Here is a 23,747-nt window from a genome sequence, read left to right on the forward strand (position 1 = left end):
CGCACGGCCGGGCCGCCACTCATCCGCACCGTGGCGGGGCGGCTCAGCACCGCGGCGCAGGGCATCAGCGGCATGCTGGCCGGCGACGAGGTCATGCCGGTGATGCCGTTGAAGGCGAGTGCGCCCAGAACCAGGTGACGCGGCGGCGCGTCGCTTTCGACCACCGCGATCATCTCCTCGCCGGCCCGTACCGGATCGCCGGGCTGCTGGCCGCTGTAGCCGGCGGTCGTTGTCATGCGCTCACCGGCGGTCTGCTGATAATCGGCGATTGCGACCGGGGTCTGCTTCAAGGACCGGCCCGCCCAATCGGTCCTGAACGGACCCGGCGCCACGCAGGTGACATGGATACCGAGTGGCGCAGCCTCTGCGGCCAGCGCATCGGAAAACCCTTCAACCGCATGTTTGCTGGCCGCGTAGTAGCCGGAACCCGGAAAGCCGATGAAACCGGCCTGCGAGGTGATGTTGAGCACATGGCCCTTCCGACGCGCGCGCATGCCCGGCAGCACCGCCCGCGTCATCGCGAACAGGCCGAACACATTAGCATCGAACATGGCGCGGATTTCCGCATCCTCGCCTTCCTCGATCGAGGCCTGGTAACCATAGCCGGCATTGTTGACGAGAACATCGATCCGGCCAAAGCGGTCTTCGGCCGCCTTCACCGCGGCATCGATCTGCCCCTGATCGGTGACATCGAGATCGAGCGCCAGAACATTGTCCTTGTCCTTCGCCAGGTCACCGAGACGGGACTTGTCACGAGCGGTGACCACGGTCGGCCAGCCGCGAGCGATGGTGAGCTTGGCCAGTTCGTGGCCGAAACCGGTCGAGCAGCCGGTGATGAACCAGACGGGTTGGGAAAGTGCGGTCATGAAAAACTCCGTGTGAAACCAATGGCGGCGATCGCCAATGTCGACAGCAGAACACTGCCGGCACGATGGAGAGGTCGTTCGAAGGGAACACGAAACAGATAGGGTCAACGAAAACGGGCGGCAAGGAAAACCCCGCCGCCCGTTTCAAAATGTCCCGGATGGGGCGAAAGCTTATTCGCTGACGCGCTCGACCACCGCGCCGCAGCGGGTGAGCTTTTCTTCCAGACGCTCGAAACCGCGATCGAGATGGTAGACGCGGTTGACCATGGTTTCGCCTTCGGCGGCCAGACCCGCGATGACCAGCGACACCGACGCGCGCAGGTCGGTCGCCATGACCGGAGCGCCCTTCAGCTTGGACACGCCTTCGATGCGTGCCATCTGGCCCGACAGCGAGATCTTCGCACCCAGACGCGCCAGCTCCTGCACGTGCATGAAGCGGTTTTCAAAAATGGTCTCGGTGATATGCGCCACGCCCGAGGAACGCGTCATTAGCGCCATGAACTGTGCCTGAAGGTCGGTCGGGAAACCGGGGAAAGGTTCGGTAACGACATCGACCGGCTGGATGCCGTTGCCATTGCGCACGACGCGCAGGCCGGTCTCCGTTTCGGTGATCGTCGCGCCGGCCTGACGAAGGGCGTCGAGCGCGTTTTCGAGCAGCGCGCCATTGGTGCCTTCGAGCGTGACGTCGCCACCGGTCATGGCAACGGCCATGGCATAGGTGCCGGTCTCGATGCGGTCGGGCAGGACGCGGTGACGGGCGCCATGTAGCGAATCCACGCCTTCGATGGTGATGGTCTTCGTGCCGGCGCCTTCGATCTTGGCACCCATGGCCGTGAGGCAGGCGGCGAGATCGACGACTTCAGGCTCGCGCGCAGCGTTTTCGATGACCGTCGTGCCCTTGGCGAGCGTTGCCGCCATCAGCATGACATGGGTGGCGCCGACCGACACTTTCGGGAACGTATAATGCGCGCCGACCAGGCCGCCCTGCGGTGCCGTCACCTCGACATAACCGCCATCGATCTCGATCGTGGCGCCGAGCGCCTGCAGGCTTTCGAGAAAGAGATCGACCGGACGCGTGCCGATGGCGCATCCGCCCGGCAGCGAAACGCGAGCCTTGCCTTCACGCGCCAGAAGCGGGCCGATGACCCAGAACGAGGCGCGCATCTTCGAGACCAGCTCATAAGGCGCCACCGTATCGACGATGGTGCGGCAGGTGAACTGGATGGTGCGGGCATAGGTCTCGGCCTGGCCTTCGCGGCGGCCATTGACGGAAAGATCAACGCCGTGATTGCCGAGAATGCGCATGAGCTGCTCGACATCGGCAAGATGCGGCACGTTTTCGAGCGTCAGCGTATCGCTGGTCAGGAGCGATGCGATCATCAGCGGCAGCGCCGCATTCTTGGCGCCCGAAATCGGGATGATGCCGTTAAGCTGATTGCCGCCGATAACTCTGATGCGATCCATCTTTTATAACGGGCCGGGCCCGCCTTTCTTTTAATGCGCGAAAGCGGGCGTCTTAGACGATATCCCGCGCGGCTTCAATTCGGTTGCAAGAAGTGCCGGAGAACCCGGCAAATGAGAACGATCGACACAATCACGACGATTCGTCCGTTTTTGCGGCAGGCAGGCCGATCGTCGCATCTTCCTCGCCGGCACGCCTTGCGCGCGCCTGCTGCTTGCGGCGCTGCAGATTTTCACGCAGTTTCGCCGCCGCACGCATTTTGCGCTCTGCCTCGCTTTTTTCGCCCCGCTTGATGCGCGGCTCCCGCGCCTCCTGCGCAAGGCCTTGGGGGCGGTCCGTCTCGTCGTTTTCATTCATGTCAATCGACATAGAACAAAAGCCGCCCGACCGGAAGCCACCCGAACTTTTCCATGCAAATGTCACGAAGACGTTTTTTGCGGCTTGCGCTTGCGAAAAACCTATGGCAATAGGCCGCCATCCCAACGCGCCGGGGACATCGCCCGGCTGCCAGATGCTGCTATAGCTCAGGGGTAGAGCACTCCCTTGGTAAGGGAGAGGCCGAGAGTTCAAATCTCTCTAGCAGCACCATTTTTCCCTTCCGATCGACAAACGACACGCCGCCTGAGGCTAAGTCCGGTTTTCGGCCATGCCGGCATTTGGCCCCTGTGTCGGTTCCTTCGGAACCTTGGGGTCGCCTTGCGCATTATCGGGTCCGCCAACCATAACGCATTCCCGAGGATCCATGAAAAATCTCGTTTTCGCCGCTGCCATCGCGGTGTCTTCCATCCTGCCGTTCGCAACGGTTTCCGAGGCCGCGAACGTCGCCGTGCGGACGGTCGAGCGTATCGATCACCGTCACGGCCATCATGCAGGTCCGCGTCACCACCGTGAAAAATGCTTCACGAAAAAGGTACGCACCACGCATCACGGTCGCACCGTGGTGCGCACGACGCGCGTCTGCCGTTGATGCCATGAATGACGCGGTCGCGCGCTCCGGCGTTGCGGCCGCCTCCTGCTCTGCCGGACACGTCACGGTCAGCCGGTCAGGGTGAGGCACCGCCCGTTTGTTTACGGTCCTCCCTGTCCGGCTCGGTTCCAGCTTCGCCCGAGATTTCCGACCTGACCGCGATGAAATTGAAACGTGTTTCGTCATTGCCTTCGGCGCGAAACGTCATGTGGTAATCGCCGATATTGGTGCGGAACGGCTGCCGCTCAGCCATCCTCGTCCGCAAATAGCGCGCCTCGTCTTCGCTGATCGGTGTCAGTATCTCTCGCGCGATGGCGGCGGCGTCGGCTGCCAGCGCCGCCTCCCTGCCGTCCTTGCCGACATTGAGTTTCATGCGCAGACTGGAAATCAGGCCGCCCGATGACCGGATCTGCAGAAACAGGGCGCTTGCGGTTGTCTCCTGGCCATATGCGATCAGTATCGTGCATTCCGCGCGGCCATCCGGCGTGGCAAGGAAAACCGGTTTCTCGCCCGTTGCGCCCGGTTTCAAAGCCTCGCAGCCCTGCTGCGGCAGCCAGGCCGGCACCGGTGGGGCAAGACGGGTCGCAGGGCTGGAAAGGGCTGGCATCGGGATAGGCCGATGCCGCGCCTGCGCCGCCCGCTCCGACACGTCCGTGCCCGAAGGTCGTGACGGCTGCGGGAGGGGCACACGCTCGGTTCTTCCGCCCGCTCCGGCCTGCGTTTTCTGGCCGGCAGGGTTGCCGAGCCAGTCGACGACGACGTCCAGATTGCGACCGTTATTGGCCAGCAGTACCGGCGCAAGGACACCGGCCACGGCCACGCCCAGGAAAAGCATCATTACTACAGGATGCGCCCGACGGCGCTGCGGATAGCGCTCTGCCCCACCGTTGACGACCGGGCTGTCCTGTTGTTCGTTCTTGCGGATGGGAGCCATGATGGGCCTATCCTGCCGATCGCGGATAACGGGCCGCCGGCGTGCTTTGCTCGCTGCAGGCGGCCCGCCTCAAGCGGGGATCACTTGTTGTCCTGATAATATTCGGAATAGCGCGAATAATAATATTCGCTCGATCCATAGGTCCGGTAGAGTTTCATCTTCTCGTGGTCCACCTTGTTGAGGATCACGCCCAAGGTCTTTTCCCGCACCTGCGGTTCGTTCCCGATCGTTTGGCGCACGGCGCGCCGCGCCGTCTTTCCCCATTCCACCACGTAGAAGAAACCGTCGATGCGGTTGGCGGCGGCGCGGGCATCCACGACCGCGCCCAGCGGCGGCAGGTCGACGACGATGTAATCGGCCTCGGCGGACAGGCTGGTGAGAATATCACGCATGGCAAGCGAGCCGATCAGTTCGGCCGAATGCGGCACCCGCCGCTTGATCACGGCCGGCAGGAAGGCGAGCTTGGTCTGCGGATTGTAGAGAAGCAGGTCGCCGACCGGCTTCTTCTCGAGAATGGCTTCGAGAATGCCCTCTTCGGCATGCAGGGCGATGGCGCGCGTGGCGCCGGGATTGCGCAGGTCGCCGTCGATCAGAACCGTACGCGCCCCCTGGCTGGCCAGAAGCTCGGCGAAATTGATCGCGGTCGTGGATTTCCCCTCGCCCGGCAAGGTCGAGACGATCCCGATCACCTTGCAGTCCTTGCCGGCCAGCGTCAGGTCGGCGGCGATCTTGGCGCTGCGCAACGTTTCGGCAAAGGACGACAGCGGGTGGTCGATGACGTAATTGGAAGCGACATTGCTCTTGCGCAGGGCCCGCGGGCTCTGGCCGGGCGCGACTTCCGGCACCTTGCCGGCCTTTTCGTCGATCATCGGCGCGGTTCCGATGAATTCGAGGTCGAGCACGTCGCGCACCTGGTCGCCGGTGCGGAAGAAGCGGTCGCGGAACTCGCGAAAGGCACCGATACCGGCTCCGGCAAAGCCGCCGAGAAAGCAGAAGGCCAGAAGCATGATCAGCTTTTTCGGATGGCTGGCGCTGTCCGGCTCGGTCGCCTTGGTGATGACGCGGGCTTCGGTGAGCGGAAAGCTCTGCTGCTGCAGGGCTTCCTGATGCTTCTGCAGAAAATTCTGGTAGAGGTTCTTGTAGGTGTCGGCTTCGCGTTCGAGCTCGCGCAGCTGCACCTGCGTTTCGTTGGCGCTGAACGTGACGTTCATGGCCTTGTCGACGCTTTCCTGCAGGCTTTTTTCCCGCGCCTGCGCGACCTCGAGTTCGCTCTGATAGCTCTGGGCGATGCGGCTCAATTCCTCGAACATCTGGCGGCGATATTCGGCCATCTCACCGCGCAGGCGCACCGCCTGCACGTGATCGGCGCCGAGACGGGCGGAAATGTCGGCTTCGGTCTTGGCAGCCTCGAGATATTTCTGGCGCAGATCGTTGGAGATCGAACTGTCGAGCACGTCGTTGACGATCGCATCGCCCTGCCCGGCATCGAGGATCTTCTGGATACGCTCGTGTTTGGCACGCGCCTGCGCCGTTTCGGACTGGGCGACGATGAGGGCACTGTTGAGCTCGGTCAGCTGCTGGTCGGACATCAGCGTCTGTCCGGCGGAAACCAGGCCGTGCTCGGCGCGGAATTTCTGAACCGCGAGATCGGCCTCAAGCGCCTTTTGCCGCAGTTCGGCGATGCGTCCCTCGAGCCAGTTGCCGGCGCGGCGCGTCGCCTCGTAGCGCGATTCCAGCTTGTCGTCGAGATAGGCATCGCCGACGGCGTTGGCGACGCGGGCCGAAAGGGCGGCGGAGGGCGAGGTATAGGCGACACCGATGACGTAGCTGCGCCCGGCGCGCGCGACCGTCATGCCGCGGCCGACCTGCTCGATCGCGGCCTGCCGGCGGGCCGCGCTGTCTTCTTGGATGTCCTCCCGCGAAGAGAGGCCGGCCAGACCGAGCACGGACTTGATGCCGCTCTTGATCTTTGAAACCGCCGAAGCCTGACCGACGAATTCCGGATCATTGGTCAGATCGAGCTTGTCCACGACCGCGCCGATGACGGCCTGCGATTGCAGAAGCGCGATCTGGCTGACGATCATCGCCTCCTCCTCGCCCGGCGCGGGGCCGGCGGTGGAAAGCTGGGCAACGACCTGGCTGGTATCGCCGCGATCGATCATCACGCTGGTGCCGGCCGTATAAAGCGGCGTCGCGGTCATCACATAGGCGATGCCGAGCATGGCCCCGATTGTGGCGCACAGGACAACGACGAGCCATTGACGCCGCACGATGCCCATGATGGCCTCGACATCGATCAACTGGCGTCGGGCTGCGGGCGCACTGAGCTTTTCCAGCAAGGCACCGCTCGGCAAATCCCTATTATACAGCTGCAAATCCATACCTCGACGTCGGGAGCGAAACGTTAAGCACTTCGGGTGCCCGCAGCACAGATAGCGCGGGGCATAGGGCTGTCGAGTATCGGGCAAGCGCCCGATGATCGTCTCAACCTCCTCCCAAGGCATGATATGAAACGGCAAGGTTTCGACCTGCCGCCAAGACGTGGCACATTATCGGACAATGTTCAAGTTCAACGCGTCGAGAGGCGCAGGCCGCACCTCTCGACGCAAGCGCCCTTACAGGTCGCGGATCGCGTTGCGCGTATCGAGAACGTCGTTGCTGACGCCCGAGGCGGTCGAGGTCACGTTGTTGAGGATATCCAGGAACTTGGTCAGTTCGACGGACTTGGAATTCGTCACGTAGAGAATGTCCTTGTCCTGCATCGGGAATTTCTGGACTGCGAAGAACATCGCCGGATCACGCAGGTTGGCGCGGAAGATCACGGGGACATTCTGGCCCTTGAAGCGGGATGTATCGACGCCGAGCTTGACCAGAAGATCGCGGCTGACGGTGCGATAGAGCAGCACCTGCTGCGGATCGGCCTTGCCGTCGAGCAGGCCACCGGCCTGACCCAGCGCTTCACCCAGTGTCAGCGAGGATTCCTCGAAGTTGAAGCGGCCATTGAGGCCCGATGCGCCGAAGGCCAGATAGGTCCGGCGCTCGCGCTTGACGACGACGGTATCACCGGGTGCCACGAAGATGTTTTCCCGCGGGTTCTTGATCAGATCCTCGTAATACACCTTGCCGGTGCGGCTGCCGCGCTGGAGCGTGATATAGGTCTCCTCGCCCGGCACGCTGAGGCCGCCGGCCTGCGACACGACATCGAGGATGCGGTCGCCGGCTTCGGTGAGCTCGATCTTGGTCGGTTCGTTGACGTCGCCGAGGACCGCCACCTGGGCAGAGCGGCTGTTGATCTTGGTGATGATCGCCTGCGGCTCGATGGCGCGGTTGGCAAGCTTTTCCTCGATTTCGCGCTGGACCTGTTCGACCGTGCGGCCATTGGCACGGATACGGCCGGCATAAGGCACGCTGATCATGCCGTCGCGGCCGATCGTGTAATTGGGCAGGGACACGAAATTACCGGAACGGCTGCCGGCATCGGCCGGAATGAACAGACCGCCGGACTGTGATTCAAAGACCGTGACCTGCACGACATCGCCGACGCCCAGCGGCAGGCTTGGTGCGCCGCCCCGGCCTGTGCCGAAACCGCTGGCGAAGGACGGCGTGACCGTATCCCCAACGTAGGCGAGCAGTGTCTTGTTGAGATCCACCAGGGCATAATCGATCCCGGCCGTCTTGGTCGCGGACGCTGAGGTGACCTTGACCGCCGCCTGGGATTCGACCGCCTCCGACAACGGGCCGGAATTGGGAAGCGCCGTGCAACCAGCCAAGCCCAGGGCGGTTACTGTCAGCAGCATTACGGAGCAACGCATGATCACTCGGATCTCCTTCAGTCGTGCAGACATATGCTGCAATGCGATAGACAAAAAATGCCGGGCGTTCCACCCACTGTATCAGAAACGCTACTCCCGCGAGTCATCTGGCCCGCCATGTGTTGCGTTTCTAGCACAAGCTCGCAACCGGCCTGAACCACCACTGATTGCATTGCATTTTTTCGGCCATTCGCACAAAAACATGGTAAACATGCCCTTAAAGTCAACGGAAACCGAAACCTGACGGGACTTTGTTAAAATTGATTCTTTTTCAGTTTTTGGCGGGCTCTTCGGTCGCGCTGCGAGGGACGGAAGCGCCGTTTACGCAAATACAATCCCGGCGCGAGTATGGCGACACCATGGCGGACGCGTCCATATTCCCTCTTTGGTTGAAAGTCTGCCGAATTTAAGTGGCTACAGTTCTCGCTGCGGCGCGATACGAGAAATTGTCGAGGAACAGCCTCACATGGCCCGCCGACAGCAGCGAACCGTAATTTGTCCGACTGCTATTACGCATTTCGGCCGATGACGACTTATTGCGTGGATCACGCCAAGATGCCGGTAGACTGGAAACCATGAAAGCCCCATTCTTGGCCCCGTTCTCGGCCTCAGGCGCGCGGGCTCTCCCGCACCCGGCAGGCTCATTTTGAAAAGCATGACCGCATGAAATCTATCCTGCAACGGTTGTTCCGGCAGGGCGGGGCCAGGCCAGCGTCGCCGCCGCGCCGCCGGTTCAGGCTCGGCGAGCCGGGATCGGACTACCCGCTCTATGCGATCGGAGACGTTCACGGCTGTCTGGACCAGTTGCTGGATGCGGAGCGGCGCATCCGCGCCGATGCCCGCCAGTATGAAAAGCAGGGACTGACGATCCTTCTGGGCGATTATGTCGACCGGGGTCCGCGCTCGGCCGCTGTGCTGGAACATCTGGCGCGCCCGGCCGATAAGACACTCAAACGCGTGCCGCTCTGCGGCAATCATGACGATGTCTTCCTGCAGTTCCTGCGCAATCCCGGCCAGATCGACAAATGGCTGGAATTCGGCGGTCGGCAGACCTTGCTGTCTTATGGCATGGACGCCGAACATCTGGTCAGCCGCAGTGGTGGCGATGCCACGCTGATGCGTACAATGCTCAGGGAAATCGTGCCGGCGCACCATGTCGAATTTCTGGAAAGCCTGCCGGTTCTTCTGGAAGTGGGGGACTATGTGTTCGTCCATGCAGGCCTGCGGCCGGAAATCCCCATGGAAGAGCAGCGGGACGAGGATCTGATGTGGATCCGCCAGCCCTTTCTCTCAAAAGGACCGATGCTGCCGAAAATCGTCATCCATGGGCATACGCCGGTGGACAAACCGCAATTTATGGCAGGCCGTATCGGCATCGATACCGGAGCCTATTACAGCGGCCATCTGGCCGTGTTGAAGATCATCGATGGCAAGGCGAGCATTCTCTAGTCCGGAAAGCCTGGCTCAAAACCCCTTGCCGCCGCGCAGTTCGGATACGACCGTGCCGACCATGATGCGCAGATCGAACCAGACGGAAAAATTGTCTATATAATGCAGGTCGCAGGCGATGCGGGCGCGGGCCTTGCCGGGGCGATCAGTCGGACCGCGCAGGCCGCGCATCTGGGCCAGGCCCGTCATGCCCGGCTTGACCAGGTGGCGGCGATGATAATCGGGCACCAGATCCTCGTAAGGAATGCCGGCCGCCAGCATGCCGATCGCGTGGCAGCGCGGGCCGACCAGCGACATGTCGCCTTTGAGCACGTTAAGGAGCTGCGGCAATTCATCGATATTGGTCTTGCGCAGGATGGCGCCGATTTTTGTGATCCGCGGATCGTTCCTGATGGTCTGGGCCACACCGGTGGCATCGCCCAAATCGGTGCGCATCGATCGGAACTTGTAGACCTTGATCTTGCTGCAATCCTTGCCCCAGCGGGTCTGTCGGAACAGGACCGGACCGGGACTGTCGAGCCGGATCAAAAGCGCAACCGCAAGAAGCAGCGGCGCCAGCGCAATCAGCGCCATCAGCGAGACCGAGATATCGACCGCGCGCTTGGCGGCGAGATGTCCCTTTGCATGCCGCACGTTCGGCATGGCGGGATGGGCACCGGCGGGGTCGACCGCGAACGGGAACGGCATCTGCCCGCTTGCCACTTCCTGCAATGCGTCGAACTGGCGTCCGGATCCCGTCATGTCATCACCCGCATCTGTTCAAGACATGCCACGCATTGACCAGCTGCGACCGGCGCAGCATGCGCTCGACCGCGATCCGCATCGTCAACGGTGCGTTAACGACCAGAGCGGATGATCAGGGATGATACATGTTGCAGTGCGGGAGCTTGTCAAGGCTCGACAAGCACCGCTGCTTTTACCACGCGACGGGAGCATGCCGCCCGCCGCGTGTCGATCCCAGCTTACAGCTTGAGAATATATTCGGCCAGGCGACCGGCTGCCTCGCGCACCTGAATGGGGTCGCGCAGGAAACAGGCGCGCAGAAAGGGTGCTCCGCCCACACCGAATGCGGTGCCTGGCGCAAGTCCCACCAGCGTCTTGTCGACGATATCGAAGGCGGCGGCGCGACTGTCCCTGATGCCGTCTACTTTCAGGAAGGCATAGAGCGCGCCATCCGGCTTGCGTGTTTCGACGCGGTTGGTGGCAATCAGCGTGTCGCAGAGAATGTCACGCGAGATGGTGGCACGCTCGATATTCTGCCGTACGAAATCATCCCCCTCGTTCAACGCCACGACCGCGCCGCGCTGCATGAACTGCGCGAGACCGGAACTGGAATACTGGATGAGATTGCCGATGACGTTGCCGATCTCGGCAGGCGCCACGATCCAGCCAACGCGCCAGCCGGTCATCGACCAGTTTTTCGAAAAGGAATTGGCAAACAGGATGCGATCGCCCGCCTCCATCGCATCGAAGAAGGACGGCGCCCGCCCACCCGGATAATGGTAAAGGGCATAGATCTCGTCGGCGATGATCCACAGATCGTGCTTGCGCGCCAGCGAAAGGATATCGGCGAGATCCTGCCTGGTGGCGACCCAGCCTGTCGGGTTGGAGGGCGTGTTGATAAACAGCGCCCGGGTGCGCGGCGTGATCAGCGCTTCCAGCTTGTTGATATCGACCTTGAAGCCGCCATCGACGAAATCGAGCGGCAGGCCGATCGGGGTGGCCCCGCCTATGCCGGCGGCCGAGACGATATTGGGCCATGTCGGTGTCAGGTAGATCAGTTCGTCGCCCGGCGCCGTCACCGCCTGAACGCAGAGCGTGATGGCGTGCATGCCGGAACTGGTGACGGAGAAATGGTCGATCGGCAACGAGACCTGGAAATGACGGCGGTAGAAATCGGCAAGCGCCTCGCGCAGTTCAGGGATGCCGCGCTGCCAGGTATAGAAGGTTTCGCCGGCGATCAACGCGTCGCTGGCCGCCTTGTTGATGAAATCGGGGCTGGGCAGATCGCCCTCGCCCGCCCAAAGCGGGATCAGGCCCTCGCGACCACGCGCGTACTGAACGACTTCGATAATGCCGCTCGCGGGAGCGGAAAGAGCCCGACTGCTGAGGCTTTCAAGAACCGACATGCGAAATGATTTCCCTCGTTTTTTGAGAGTCATATCGCAGTTGCGCCGACGAATCCCACCAGAATCCGCCGGCTTTCGAGCGAATTTCCTGACGCGTTGCCGATCAGCGGCTTTTCAGAAGATCGCGGATTTCGGCAAGCAGCTGGACATCGGCCGGCGGCGGCGCCGGCGCGGCGGATGCGGGCTTCTTCTCCTCAACCGCGCGCATCCTGTTTACGCCCTTGACCATCAGGAAGATGATCCAGGCGAGGATGAGAAAATTGATGATGACGGTGAGAAACTTGCCATAGGCGAAGACGGCTCCCTGTTCCTTGGCGGCATCCAGCGTCGTGGCGGTGACGGCGGAGTTCAGCGGCAGGAAGTAGTTGGAAAAGTCGATGCCGCCGATGACGACGCTCACCACCGGCATGACGACGTCGTTGACAAGCGAGTTGACGATACCGGTAAAGGCGCCGCCAATAATGATGCCTACCGCCAGATCCACGACATTGCCCTTGGCAATGAAGGAGCGGAATTCGCTGAAAAACGACATGGTTACCCTCTGTAAATATCTCACCGTGACGGGCAACATAGTGCATTCGCAAACACTGAAAAGGTGCGGCGAACTATTCCTCGCTTCGCCGCAGATCTTCAACTTTTTGACGAGACGCCGCTGATTTTCAAGCCTCGGTTTTTGCTCTAGACTTGCCCGCAAAGGACGGCCGGTCTGCCGGTCGCGGAGACGAGATGCTTCCAGGCTGGGCCATTTTGCTGGCGGCATGCGCCTATATTCTGTTGCTGTTTGCGGTCGCGACCTATGGCGACCGCCGCAGCGGCGGCGTGGGCCGGAACGGACGACCCATCGTCTACGGCCTCAGCCTTGCCGTCTACTGTACGTCATGGACCTATTTCGGCGGCGTCGGGCTCGCCTCCAGCCATGGCCTCGAATTTGCCGGCATCTATGTCGGCCCGATCATCGCCTTTACCTTCGGCCTGCCGATCATCCGCCGCATTATCGAGATCGCAAAGGCGGAACGGCTGGTCTCGGTCGCCGATTTCGTCGCCGCCCGCTACGGCAAGAACCAGACGGTGGCGCTGATCGTGGCGATCATCTCGCTTGTCGGCGTCATTCCCTATATCGCGCTGCAACTGCGCGCGGTCTCCGGGTCCGTCGCCGCCATGCTCGATCCCGGGCGCTTCGGCGGCATCGGCTTCGACGGCAATGCCTTCATCGGCGGCGCGATCCTGCCAGGACCGATCGACCTGGCGCTGATCGTGACGCTGATGATGGCATGTTTTTCGGTGATGTTCGGGACCCGCCACACCGATGCCACCGAGCATCAGGACGGGCTGATCCTGGCGATCGGGGCGGAATCGCTGGTCAAGCTGGTGGCCTTCTGTACCGCCGGCATCGCCGTTCTGTTCTTCCTGTTCGACGGACCGGCCGATCTGTGGGTGCAGGCAAGCGCCCACCCCGATGTTACCGCCGCGATGCAACACCGCACGCCCGCCAGCCGCTGGGCGGTCCTGGTGCTGTTGTCGGCATTCGCCATCATTCTCCTGCCGCGACAGTTCCATGTGACGGTGGTCGAGAACCGCACGATGCGGGAATTGCGCATGGCCGGCTGGCTGTTGCCGCTTTACCTGATCGCCATCAACCTCTTCGTGCTGCCGGTCGCGGCTGCCGGCGTCATCCTGCTCGGCGGTGCCGGCGAACCAGACCTCTATCTGCTGCTGTTGCCGCTTACCCAGCAATTGCCGGTGGTTTCGCTGATCGTTTTCATCGGCGGCTTTTCTGCAGCGACCGCCATGGTGATCGTCGAATCCGTCGCGCTGTCGATCATGGTTTCGAACGATATCCTGATGCCGGTCCTGCTGCGGCGCAGGTTGACGGGCCCGCATGACCAGCGTGCCGATTTCGCACCGGTTCTGCTGCGCATCCGGCGCCTGGCGATCTTTGCCGTGCTGATCTGCGGTTACGGATATTACCGCCTTTCGGACGGTCAATCCGGCCTTGCCTCGATCGGCCTTCTGTCCTTTGCCGCGATCGCCCAGATGGCACCATCGGTGATGGGCGGGCTGTGGTGGCATCGCGCCAATGCGCGCGGCGCCATTGCCGGCATGACGGTCGGCTTCCTGTCATGGGCCTATCTTCTGTTCGTACCCAGTCTCGGAGGGCCGGACAATGCGCAGCTGGCGTCCGCCGTGCTGGACTTTCTGGTTCCCGGGACGAGCATCTTTTCCGGGCCGCGCGCCGATCCGCTGGTCAATGCCGTCGCACTGAGCCTGCTGCTCAATCTCGCGGCCTTCGTGCTGGGTTCGCTGTCGCGCAATCCCCGCCCGCTCGAGCGGGTGCAGGCGGGAGTCTTCGTGCGGCGCCAGCCGCGTTCGCAACTGGTCAGCCGCGGCTGGAAGACCGCCGTGACGATCGGCATGCTCAAGACCACGATCGGACGCTATCTCGGCGAGGAACGCATGCGCCGTTCCTTTGCCAGCCACGAGCGCGTGACCGGTCGCAAGCTTTCCGATGCGGACGCAGCCGACATGGCGGTCATCCATTTTTCCGAACAGTTGCTCGGCAGCGCCATCGGCTCGGCGTCCGCCCGTCTGGTTCTGTCGCTGGTCCTGCAAAAGGCCGAGGACGCGGGGCCGGACACCGCCTGGCTGCTCGACCAGGCCAGCGAAGCGTTGCAGCACAATCAGGATATGTTGCAGACCGCTCTTTCCAAGATGGATCAGGGCATTGCCGTGTTCGACAGCGACGGCCGGCTGACCGTCTGGAACAGACGGTTCCGCACCCTGCTCGATCTGCCGGAAGAGGTGGGACAGGTCGGTTATCCGCTGGCAAGCGCGATCTCCATTCTCGTCGACCGCGGCGATCTCGATCCGGGCGAGCACGCGGCGCTGATCGCCCGCTTCAAGACGCTCGACATCCCATTCTCGCTGGCGCTCGGCAAGACGCGGCGCATCGTCGAGATACGATCCAACGCCATGCCGGATCATGGTTTCGTCGCGACCTTCACCGACATGACCGACCGGGTATCGGCGGCACGGGCCCTGCAGGAGGCCAACGAGACGCTGGAGCTGCGCGTGAGCCAGCGCACCGCCGAACTGACCCATGTCAACGACGCGCTGACAGCGGCCCGTGCCGCCGCCGACGACGCCAATCTCGGCAAGACCCGTTTCTTTGCCGCAGCCGGTCACGATATCCTTCAGCCCCTCAACGCGGCGCGGCTTTATGCTTCCGCGCTGGTCGGACGGCTTGGACAAACGGAAAACAGCGAGCTGGCGGGCAATATCGATTCCGCGCTGGAATCGGTGGAAACCATTTTGGGTGCCGTCCTCGACATTTCGCGGCTCGATACCGGTGCCATGAAACCGCAACTGGCCCCGGTCGCGCTGGGGGATCTCCTGCACCGGATCGAAACCGATTTTGCGCCGCTGGCGCGCGAGAAGAACCTAACCTTCACGGTGATGCCAACGACCCTTTGCGTCCGTTCCGACGCCAATCTGTTGCGGCGTCTGGTGCAGAACCTCGTATCCAACGCGATCAAGTATACCGTTACCGGCAAGGTTCTGGTGGGTGTGCGCCGACGCGGCGGCGACGTGGTGATCGAGGTGGCCGACAGCGGCATCGGCATCCCGCAAGGCAGTTTCGAGATGATCTTTCAGGAGTTCACAAGGCTGGACGAAGGCGCGCGCACGGCAAGCGGCCTGGGCCTTGGCCTTTCGATCGTCGAGCGCATATCGAAGGTCCTTGCGCATCCGGTCGAGATCGTTTCCTCGCCCGGCCGCGGAACGGTTTTCCGGGTACGCGTGCCGAAGACGGATGCGGCCACTTCCGCCGCGCCGGCGCCCGTCGTCGCCTCACCGCAATCGCTTGGCGGCATCACCGTCCTGTGCATCGACAACGATCCACGCATTCTCGCGGGCATGAATATCCTGATTTCCAGCTGGGGCTGCACCGTAATTCAGGCAGGTTCCGTCGCACAGGCGATGGCGCTTGTGGATGATGTACACAGCGCCGCCGGCGCGCCCGTTCCCGATCTCGTGATCGCGGATTATCACCTTGACGACGGAACCGGGATTGCGGCAATTCTCGGGCTGAGGGCACGATTCGACCGCGACATCCCCGCCCTCGTCCTTACCGCCGACCGCAGCCAAGAGGTTCGTGACGAGACAAAAACACACGGCCTGGGATTGCAGAACAAGCCCGTCAAACCGGCGGCGCTACGTGCCTACATCGCCCAGATTGCCAGTCATCGTCGCGCGGCCGCCGAGTAGGTTCCCGTTTCGGCAAGCACGTTTTCTTGATCGCATCTTGATCGCGCGTGGGTTGCAAAAACCGACCGACTTCGGAACCGCACGCCTTTTTGCCGCGTTTAGGCGCGTATCTTCCACCGGCCCGCAGAGGCAGCAAGGCATCGATCGCGCCCGCGTTCGGCACCTGAAAGACGGAGAACGCGACCGATGAAACGCTTTGAAATCATTGATGGATTGCGGGGATACTTCCTCGTCTTCATGCTCATCAACCACCTGGTTTTCGCCGGCGGCTACTGGTTGGTGAAGGTTAACCACAACCAGCTCGCCTTCGTCGAGGACGCGCAAGGGTTCGTTTTCCTATCCGGCCTGCTGATCGGCATGGTCTATGTGCGCAAGATGGCCAAGAACGGCTATGAGGCCGGACGCGCGGCGATCTATTCGCGCGCCTTCGAACTCTACCGCTACGCCATTGGCATCGTCATCGTCGCGCTCGCCGCGCAGATGGTCCTGCCGGGCGCCTATTACATCTGGTATAACTGGCTGGGCTATACGACGTTCGACGATCCGATCCGTCTGGCAGCCATCGCGACCTTCTTCTTCCAGCCGACTTTCATGGACATCCTGCCGCAATATATCGTCTACATGATCTTTGCGCCGATGCTGGTGAAGCTCGTGATCGACGGCAAATGGGCCTATGTGATGATCGGTTCGCTGATCGTCTGGATGGCCGGCCAGGTCGGTGTGCAGAAGATGATTACGGACCCGATCAACGCCCTCCTGATGCGCCCGGATGATCAGGGCATGCGCACATCCTTCAACCTGTTCGGCTGGCAGATCGTGTTCTACTCTGCCCTGGTTCTCGGCGCACTGACCTCGCTCAACCGCATTCCGTGGGGAAAAATCTTTTCGCCGGAAAACAGCTTCATTCCGCTGGCTGCCGCCTCGGTCTGCCTGTTCTTCCTGCCGCTGCGCATCATGACCGCCTATGGTCTCATGCCGCCGGAACTGGCTGCCAAGTTCGCGACGCTGGAAATCCGTACCGACTTCAGCGTTGTCTACCTGCTGAACTTCCTGGCCGCCGCCTCACTGACGACCTGGATGCTGATCGCCGGCCCGAAACATCCGGCCGCCTGGGTGCGCAAGATCGCCAATGCCCTGGTCTGGGTGTTCTCCATCCGCTTCCTGCAGTTGCTTGGCCGCCATTCGCTGCACGTCTATGTCTGGCATGTGGCCATCGTGTATGCCGTCTATTATTTCGACGGCCGTTCGCCGGAACTGTCGCAGTTCACCAAGGCGATGATTGCGGTGGTCGGCGTGGCGCTTCTGGCCCTTCCCGCACTGTGGCGCGAACGCGACAAGTTCTTCGGCACCGCTGAGGACAATGCACCGGCACCACGCGGCCCGAACGGCCAGGCCGCCGTACCAGCCAAGGCGGCCGCCAAGGCCAGCGTCCCGGCAACGCGTCCGCGCACCGCCTGAACGAACTCAGTCCGACATCCGAGAGGGCGGCTCCAGAGCGGGCCGCCCTTTCTGCTTTCCGGGACCCTGTCCGGCCCTCTTGGCGGCACGAAAGCCGGCCTTATCTTCTGCTCCATCGTGAAGACAGGAGCAGGTCGATGACCAAGCCGCATCCCTCCAGAACGCATATAGGCAACCACGCGCTTCACCCGGAAACGCAGATGCTCAACTACGGGTACGATCCCGAATTGTCCGAGGGTGCTGTCAAACCGCCGGTGTTCCTCACCTCCACCTTCGTTTTCAAATCGGCCGAGGAAGGCCGCGATTTCTTCGATTACGTCTCCGGGCGCAAGGAGCCGCCGGAGGGAAGCGGCGCCGGTCTCGTCTATTCCCGCTTCAACCATCCCAATAGCGAGATCGTCGAGGACCGACTGGCGATTTACGAGCGCGCGGAAAGCGGCGTGCTGTTCTCCTCCGGCATGGCGGCGATTGCCACGGTGCTGCTGTCCTTTGTCAGACCCGGCGACAGCATTTTGCATTCGCAACCCCTTTACGGCGGCACCGAAACCTTGCTTTCGAAAAAGTTCGCGGATCTCGATGTCGCCGCGATCGGCTTTTCTGATGCGGTGGACGAAGCCTCGGTCACCGAGGCCGCCAAGGCGGCTATGGCGAAGGGCCGGGTGTCGGTGATCCTCGTCGAGACGCCGGCCAATCCCACCAACAGCCTTGTGGATCTCGACCTGATGCGCCGCACGGCCAACGCGATCGGCAGCCAGCAGGGCCATACGCCGATCGTGGTGTGCGACAATACGCTGCTCGGTCCCGTCTTCCAGCGGCCGATAGAGCACGGTGCCAACATCTCGCTTTATTCGCTGACGAAATATGTTGGTGGCCATTCGGACCTGATCGCCGGTGCAGCGCTTGGCGCGAAAGCAGTAATGCGCCCCGTCAAGGCTCTGCGCGGCGCGATCGGAACCCAACTCGACCCGCACTCCTGCTGGATGCTCGGACGATCGCTCGAAACCCTGTCGATCCGCATGGAAAAGGCAAATGCCAACGCCCGCGTCGTCGCGGATTTCCTCAAAGACCATCCGGCCGTCGAAAGCCTTCATTACCTGCCCTATCACGACCCGCAATCGCCGACCGGCAAGGTGTTTGCGCGGCAATGCAGCGGCGCGGGCTCGACCTTCTCCTTCGACATCCGGGGCGGTCAACCCGCCTCCTTCCGGTTTCTCAACGCCCTGTCGATCTTCAAACTGGCGGTAAGCCTCGGCGGCACGGAATCGCTTGCCAGCCATCCGGCATCGATGACGCATTCCGGCGTGCCGGCCGATGTGCGCCAACGGATCGGCGTCCTGGAAAGCACGATCCGCCTTTCGATCGGCATCGAGCACCCGGACGATCTGATTGCCGATCTCGATGCAGCACTCGAAAAGGCCGTCACGCACGCCTGAACAAGGACTGATGCGGGGCCGATATCCGCGCGCGCTTGGATTTGGGTCCGAACCCAGGCGCGAGAATGACCGGCCCACGCCTCGCCGAGCGCTTGAACAGACGCGAACGCAATTCGCAAGCGCGCCATGCGAGACCTGCCTGCGGAGACGGGCAGCCCTGCGCCGGTGCGCTTTGACATTTGCGGTCGAAGCCAGTAGAGACGCGCCCATGTTCGGCTGCGAGCCTTGCAGCCAGGGCGCCCCGGAAACGTGGGCGCGTTTGATCCGAAAGACAGACATTCATGACCGCATATGACGGCGCGATCCCGCCGATCGCCAAGGCGTTGGAAAAACGCGGCTACACGACGCTGACCCCGGTTCAGCAGGCCATGCTCGACCCTGCCCTTATCCATTCCGACGCGCTGGTATCCGCGCAGACCGGTTCCGGCAAGACTGTCGCTTTCGGCATAGCCATGGCGCCGACGCTTCTTGAGGAAGCCGAGCGTTTTGACCAGGCGCAAGCGCCACTGGCGCTGGTGATCGCCCCCACCCGCGAACTTGCCCTGCAGGTGAAGCGCGAGCTGGACTGGCTCTATGCCGAGGCCGGGGCCGTCATCACGTCCTGCGTCGGCGGCATGGATATCCGTTCCGAGCGCCGGGCGCTGGAACGCGGCGCCCATATCGTCGTCGGCACGCCGGGTCGTATCTGCGACCATATCCGCCGTAACGCGCTCGACATGTCGGAGCTGCGCGTCGCCGTGCTGGACGAAGCCGACGAAATGCTCGATCTCGGTTTCCGCGAGGACCTCGAGTTCATTCTCGAAAGTGCGCCGGATGACCGCCGCACGCTGATGTTTTCCGCCACCGTGCCGGCCGCGATTGCCAAGCTCGCCAAGAGCTACCAGCGCGATGCAGTGCGTATCGCCACCGCCGCCGAGCAGAAGCAGCATGTCGATATCGAGCAGCGCGCCCTTCTGGTTACCCCGCAGGACCGCGAAAACGCCATCGTCAACGTGCTGCGTTACTACGAGGCACCCAATGCGATCGTGTTCTGCTCGACCCGCGCGGCCGTCAACCACCTCACCGCCCGCCTTTCCAACCGCGGCTTTTCGGTCGTGGCCCTGTCGGGCGAACTGACCCAGAACGAGCGCACCCACGCGCTGCAGGCCATGCGTGACGGCCGGGCGCGCGTCTGCATTGCCACCGACGTCGCTGCCCGCGGCATCGACCTGCCGGGTCTCGAACTGGTCATCCATGCCGACCTGCCGACCAATTCGGAAACCCTTCTGCACCGTTCGGGCCGCACGGGCCGCGCCGGCCGCAAGGGTATCAGCGCCCTGATCGTGCCGGTGAACCAGCGCCGCAAGGCCGAGCGCCTTCTGTTCGGTGCCAAGATCGAGCCGACCTGGGCGAACCCACCCTCTGCCGAAGCCGTGACCGAGCGCGACGAGGAAAGGCTGTTTGCCGATCCCATCTTCGTCGAACCGGCCCGCGATGAGGACGAACAGGCGCTGATCGCCAAGCTCATCGAGCGGTTCGACGCACAGAAGCTCGCGACCGCATTCGTCTCGATCTATCGCGGCAAAAATTCCGCGCCGGAAGAGATCACCGAGGTTTCGCTGCAGCCGGGTGCGCGCAAAGTCCGCGACGGCCAGGGCGGCGATCCGGCCTCACGTCCGCTGACCCCGCGCGGCGATTTCGGCCCGGCCGTATGGTTCTCGCTGTCGGTTGGCCGCAAGCAGCGCGCCGAACCGCGCTGGCTGATCCCCACCCTGTGCCGCAGCGGCGATCTGACCAAGAACCAGATTGGCGCCATCAAGATGCAGGCGGACGAGACTTTTGTCGAAATCGCCGCCGACCATGCCGATGCTTTCCTGGGGAAACTGGGCAAGGACAGGATGATGGACCGCGGCATTCGCGTGACCAGGCTGGACGGCGCACCGGACTTCAGCAAGTTTTCGCGCGGCACCGATGAGGAAGGCTTTACCCGGCGCGAGGGCCCGCGCATGGACAAGCCGTGGAAGGACAAACCTTTCAAGAAAGATGAACCCCGCGGCGACAAGCCGTTCCGCGACAAACCTTTCCGGGACAAGCCCTTCAAGGAAAAGTCCTTCGATGGCGATGCGCCACGGAAGGACTGGAAGCCCAAGGGCAAGACCAACGATGGCTTCAAGTCCGAAGGTCACAAGTCTGAAGGTTACAAGTCTGAAGGTTACAAGGGCGACAAGATCCAGTCCGACCGCTCTGGCGACGACAGGGCTTGGCGCGACGGCCCGAAGGACAAACCCTGGAAGAAGAAGACTAATGACGCCCCGGCCGGCGAAGGCAAGCCGTTCAAGAAGGGCAAGGACGGCGGCAAGCCGGGCTTCGCCAAGCCGAATGTCGGCAAGAGCGGCTTCGGCAAGGATGCGCCGAAGGGTGCTGGCAAATCCGGCAAATCCGGCAAGCGCGACTGACAGGTCGCTTACGATATCGTTATGAAAAGGGCCGGGAGACCGGCCTTTTTTTTATACGCTTCTGTTCGCATTGCCGCCTGTCGCACCGCTTGCGTCCGCCTCCACTGCCTTCAACCTGTCATTCGCACAGGGTTTCCTCTTCGCAGCGGCCCTGTCTCAATGCCTGTTGATGCGCATCATTTCAGGCTCTTTCCGCTCTATTCGCCGGCCTGTCGGGGCTCGTTTCCGTGCTCGTGCCGGAACCCGCGGCACGGTTGGTGTTTCGCAATCCCCGCATCACTCGCCGCGACGGCGTGCTGCGCCGATCCGGCGGCTTCCGCAGCATCAATATCTTATTTAGATAATCATCATATACAGAAGGATGGTCGGATCAAAGCCGTCCAAGATCCTCGCACCGGTGCCCCATGTTGAAACTGCCTTTCCCGAATTTTCTTCTTCGCAGCCGCATCGTCATTGCTGTCACCGCCTTCTTCATGGCCGTCGCCGCCATCCTGGCGGTTCTGATCGCGATTGCGGTACGCGACATGACCGGATCCGCCACCGCTATCGACGACGACCGCGCCCGCCATGCGGCGTCCGCAGCCGTGGCGGCGCTGCAGGGAAACTTGAGCGCAACGGTGCGCGACAATGGCGTCTGGGATGATGGCTACGAACATATCACTTCCGATGAAGCGCAGGTCTTTGCCGAGACCACCTGGGGCAAAAGCAGCGTCGACAACCCGCTCTTCGACGCCGCAGTCGTGCTGACGCCCCAGGGCAGCCCCATGATCAGCCATCACAAGGGTGCGCCCTTCGATCCATTCGTTAAATTCGGTCCCTCTTTCGTCAACCTCGTGGCCCGAGCGCAGACTGCCGGACGCATCCCTGCCGTCGGCTTTACGCGTACCCCGAGCGGCCTTGCAGTGCTGGCTGCGGTGACGATCCAGCCTTACGACCAGACGGTGGTGATCCGGGAGCCGCTGAACACGCTGGTCCTCGCCAAATTTCTGTCCGCAGAGACGCTGGGCGAGATGAAGGAGGCCTTTGATCTTGAAGACCTGAGCGTGGGCGACCAGCCGGATACGGGCATGCTTTCGGTGCCGCTCAGGGATTCCGCGGGCGCGCCGCTTGCCTATCTGCAGTGGGAAAGCCGCGATCCGGGCACGATGATCTACAATCGCGCCTTCGGCTATCTGGTGACCGCAGCCTTGGTTCTGTGCGCCTTTCTCGTGGCGGTTCTGGTGACCGGCATCGTGTCGGCGCGCCTTTTGCAGCGCTCTGCCGAAAGCGCCCGCCACCGCGCTACCCATGACGTTTTGAGCGGTCTCCTGAACCGCGCAGGCATTCTGGAACGGCTGGACGTGGCCATCGCGGCGGGCAAGGCCGAACTTGTTCTGCACCTCATCGATCTCGACGGGTTCAAGGGTGTCAACGATGCATGGGGCCATGCCGTGGGCGACCAACTGATCAAGCTCGTGGCGGCGCGTGTGAAGGCGCAGCTTCCTCCCGATGCGCTGTTCGCACGGCTGGGCGGCGACGAGTTTGCCATCGCAACGCCTCTCGACGCTGCGCCGGACCTTGCGCAGCGGATCGTTGATTGCATGGCCGAACCCTTCATGATCGGTGGCCGCACGATCGAGATCGGCGCCAGCATCGGCACGGTCAGGGCTGAGAACGACGTGCCCGACGCGCTGGAACTCCTGCGCCGCGCCGACATGGCGCTTTATACCGCCAAGGAGGCCGGACGCGGACAGGCGGTCGCCTTTACCGCCGCGCTCGACAATGATCGGCTGATGGCGGCCGAATTGGAGGATCGGCTGCGCAAGGCGCTGGAACGGGGCGAAATACATGTGGTCTATCAGCCGCTGTTCGACGCAAAGGCCGGCCGGGTGGTGGGCGTGGAGGCGCTGGCGCAATGGGTGCCGATTACCGGCCGCGTCAGCCCCGAAATCTTCATCCCGATCGCCGAACGTTCCGGCCTGATCGACCAGCTGGGCATGCAGGTTCTGAAAGCCGCGATCGAACAGGCGAAAGCCTGGAAAACGCTGGCGCTTTCGGTGAACGTCTCGCCGATCCAGCTGCGCAACCCCAATTTTCCGACCGACGTGATCCGCCTTCTCGAAAAGACGGGTTTCGATCCGCACCGGCTGACGCTGGAAATCACCGAGGGCGTGCTGATGTCAAACCCCGACCAGGCGCGCCGGGCCATCGAAGCCTTGCGCAGGGTCGGCGTAAAATTCGCGCTCGACGATTTCGGCTGCGGCTATGCCAGCATCGGCGCCCTGCGCACCTTCGGTTTCGACCGGATGAAGATCGACCGCTCGCTGGTCAGCGGGCTGAAAAGCCGCAAGGGAGCGGAAGTTTTGACCGCCACGATTTCGCTGGCAAATGCGCTCAACATTCCGGTGACGGCGGAAGGGGTGGAGACGACGGAACAGATGGCGGCGCTGAAACAGACCGACTGCGATCAACTGCAGGGATTTCTGCTGGGTAAGCCGATGAGCGGCGCGGATATTGCAGCACTTGTGCGGGTGAGCGCGGCTTGAGGGCATGACGATAG

The 23,747-nt window shown here is 62.5% G+C and carries 16 protein-coding genes and 1 tRNA gene; 8 read left to right on the top strand and 9 right to left on the bottom strand.

Features of this window, described 5'->3' with window-relative positions:
• The 3 genes from ACQKKX_RS16395 to ACQKKX_RS16405 all read right to left on the bottom strand — a co-directional run.
• Positions 1-866 (bottom strand): oxidoreductase (locus ACQKKX_RS16395; protein WP_427572105.1); only part of this gene is annotated, 866 nt, incomplete at its 3' end.
• 171 nt (positions 867-1,037) lie between these two features.
• On the bottom strand, positions 1,038-2,330 hold the full coding sequence (gene murA, locus ACQKKX_RS16400; protein WP_427572107.1) for a UDP-N-acetylglucosamine 1-carboxyvinyltransferase: 1,293 nt from the start codon (positions 2,328-2,330) through the stop codon (positions 1,038-1,040).
• 130 nt (positions 2,331-2,460) lie between these two features.
• Positions 2,461-2,697 (bottom strand): hypothetical protein, encoded by a 237-nt coding sequence (locus ACQKKX_RS16405; protein ID WP_427572108.1) that lies wholly within the window; start codon positions 2,695-2,697, stop codon positions 2,461-2,463.
• Positions 2,698-2,841: 144 nt separating this feature from the next.
• Here ACQKKX_RS16405 and ACQKKX_RS16410 point away from each other — a divergent pair.
• Positions 2,842-2,916 (top strand) — tRNA-Thr (locus ACQKKX_RS16410).
• A gap of 154 nt (positions 2,917-3,070) precedes the next feature.
• Positions 3,071-3,295: a hypothetical protein gene (locus ACQKKX_RS16415; RefSeq protein WP_427572109.1), complete on the top strand. Its 225-nt coding sequence runs from the start codon at positions 3,071-3,073 to the stop codon at positions 3,293-3,295.
• Positions 3,296-3,371: 76 nt separating this feature from the next.
• Here the strand turns inward: ACQKKX_RS16415 and ACQKKX_RS16420 are convergent, their stop codons facing one another.
• From ACQKKX_RS16420 to ACQKKX_RS16430, 3 genes are all read right to left on the bottom strand, one after another.
• On the bottom strand, positions 3,372-4,229 hold the full coding sequence (locus ACQKKX_RS16420; protein ID WP_427572110.1) for a DUF6030 family protein: 858 nt from the start codon (positions 4,227-4,229) through the stop codon (positions 3,372-3,374).
• 80 nt (positions 4,230-4,309) lie between these two features.
• On the bottom strand, positions 4,310-6,565 hold the full coding sequence (locus tag ACQKKX_RS16425) for a polysaccharide biosynthesis tyrosine autokinase (RefSeq protein WP_427572294.1): 2,256 nt from the start codon (positions 6,563-6,565) through the stop codon (positions 4,310-4,312).
• A 279-nt stretch (positions 6,566-6,844) separates the two neighbouring features.
• Positions 6,845-8,041, bottom strand: coding sequence for a polysaccharide biosynthesis/export family protein (locus ACQKKX_RS16430; RefSeq protein WP_427572111.1), 1,197 nt, complete (start codon positions 8,039-8,041; stop codon positions 6,845-6,847).
• Positions 8,042-8,704: 663 nt separating this feature from the next.
• On the opposite strand from ACQKKX_RS16430, the gene ACQKKX_RS16435 reads away from it, so the two are divergent.
• Positions 8,705-9,490, top strand: coding sequence for a metallophosphoesterase family protein (locus tag ACQKKX_RS16435; RefSeq protein WP_427572113.1), 786 nt, complete (start codon positions 8,705-8,707; stop codon positions 9,488-9,490).
• Positions 9,491-9,505: 15 nt separating this feature from the next.
• On the opposite strand, the gene ACQKKX_RS16440 is transcribed toward ACQKKX_RS16435, so the two are convergent.
• From ACQKKX_RS16440 to mscL, 3 genes are all read right to left on the bottom strand, one after another.
• Entirely contained in the window at positions 9,506-10,132 is a 627-nt protein-coding gene (locus ACQKKX_RS16440; RefSeq protein ID WP_427572296.1) for a sugar transferase, read from the bottom strand.
• A 320-nt stretch (positions 10,133-10,452) separates the two neighbouring features.
• Complete coding sequence (locus tag ACQKKX_RS16445; protein ID WP_427572114.1) at positions 10,453-11,619, bottom strand: pyridoxal phosphate-dependent aminotransferase; 1,167 nt, start codon at positions 11,617-11,619, stop codon at positions 10,453-10,455.
• A gap of 103 nt (positions 11,620-11,722) precedes the next feature.
• Positions 11,723-12,151 (bottom strand): large conductance mechanosensitive channel protein MscL, encoded by a 429-nt coding sequence (gene mscL, locus ACQKKX_RS16450; protein ID WP_427572117.1) that lies wholly within the window; start codon positions 12,149-12,151, stop codon positions 11,723-11,725.
• 194 nt (positions 12,152-12,345) lie between these two features.
• Here mscL and ACQKKX_RS16455 point away from each other — a divergent pair, with 194 nt between their 5' ends.
• From ACQKKX_RS16455 to ACQKKX_RS16475, 5 genes are all read left to right on the top strand, one after another.
• Positions 12,346-15,882 (top strand): PAS domain-containing hybrid sensor histidine kinase/response regulator, encoded by a 3,537-nt coding sequence (locus tag ACQKKX_RS16455; protein WP_427572119.1) that lies wholly within the window; start codon positions 12,346-12,348, stop codon positions 15,880-15,882.
• Between the two features lie 186 nt (positions 15,883-16,068).
• Positions 16,069-17,340 carry an OpgC family protein gene (locus ACQKKX_RS16460; protein WP_427572120.1) on the top strand — a complete coding sequence of 424 codons (1,272 nt, stop codon included), beginning with the start codon at positions 16,069-16,071 and terminating at the stop codon, positions 17,338-17,340.
• Positions 17,341-17,477: 137 nt separating this feature from the next.
• A complete protein-coding gene (locus ACQKKX_RS16465) occupies positions 17,478-18,773 on the top strand; it encodes a cystathionine gamma-synthase family protein (protein WP_427572122.1) in 1,296 nt (431 codons plus the stop codon).
• 281 nt (positions 18,774-19,054) lie between these two features.
• Entirely contained in the window at positions 19,055-21,208 is a 2,154-nt protein-coding gene (locus tag ACQKKX_RS16470) for a DEAD/DEAH box helicase (protein WP_427572124.1), read from the top strand.
• Between the two features lie 404 nt (positions 21,209-21,612).
• Positions 21,613-23,733, top strand: a complete 2,121-nt coding sequence (locus ACQKKX_RS16475) for a putative bifunctional diguanylate cyclase/phosphodiesterase (RefSeq protein ID WP_427572125.1) — start codon at positions 21,613-21,615, stop codon at positions 23,731-23,733.
• The last annotated feature ends 14 nt before the right edge of the window (positions 23,734-23,747 follow it).

The organism is Neorhizobium sp. NPDC001467 (genome assembly GCF_050275975.1).
In the GTDB taxonomy this organism is placed as follows: domain Bacteria; phylum Pseudomonadota; class Alphaproteobacteria; order Rhizobiales; family Rhizobiaceae; genus Neorhizobium.

Coding starts and splice junctions, on each gene's coding strand:
- murA (WP_427572107.1), bottom strand. CDS start 2,330: ATGGATCGCATCAGAGTTATCGGCGGCAATCAGCTTAACGGCATCATC.
- ACQKKX_RS16405 (WP_427572108.1), bottom strand. CDS start 2,697: ATGTCGATTGACATGAATGAAAACGACGAGACGGACCGCCCCCAAGGC.
- ACQKKX_RS16415 (WP_427572109.1), top strand. CDS start 3,071: ATGAAAAATCTCGTTTTCGCCGCTGCCATCGCGGTGTCTTCCATCCTG.
- ACQKKX_RS16420 (WP_427572110.1), bottom strand. CDS start 4,229: ATGGCTCCCATCCGCAAGAACGAACAACAGGACAGCCCGGTCGTCAAC.
- ACQKKX_RS16430 (WP_427572111.1), bottom strand. CDS start 8,041: ATGCGTTGCTCCGTAATGCTGCTGACAGTAACCGCCCTGGGCTTGGCT.
- ACQKKX_RS16435 (WP_427572113.1), top strand. CDS start 8,705: ATGAAATCTATCCTGCAACGGTTGTTCCGGCAGGGCGGGGCCAGGCCA.
- ACQKKX_RS16440 (WP_427572296.1), bottom strand. CDS start 10,132: ATGCCGAACGTGCGGCATGCAAAGGGACATCTCGCCGCCAAGCGCGCG.
- ACQKKX_RS16445 (WP_427572114.1), bottom strand. CDS start 11,619: ATGTCGGTTCTTGAAAGCCTCAGCAGTCGGGCTCTTTCCGCTCCCGCG.
- mscL (WP_427572117.1), bottom strand. CDS start 12,151: ATGTCGTTTTTCAGCGAATTCCGCTCCTTCATTGCCAAGGGCAATGTC.
- ACQKKX_RS16455 (WP_427572119.1), top strand. CDS start 12,346: ATGCTTCCAGGCTGGGCCATTTTGCTGGCGGCATGCGCCTATATTCTG.
- ACQKKX_RS16460 (WP_427572120.1), top strand. CDS start 16,069: ATGAAACGCTTTGAAATCATTGATGGATTGCGGGGATACTTCCTCGTC.
- ACQKKX_RS16465 (WP_427572122.1), top strand. CDS start 17,478: ATGACCAAGCCGCATCCCTCCAGAACGCATATAGGCAACCACGCGCTT.
- ACQKKX_RS16470 (WP_427572124.1), top strand. CDS start 19,055: ATGACCGCATATGACGGCGCGATCCCGCCGATCGCCAAGGCGTTGGAA.
- ACQKKX_RS16475 (WP_427572125.1), top strand. CDS start 21,613: ATGTTGAAACTGCCTTTCCCGAATTTTCTTCTTCGCAGCCGCATCGTC.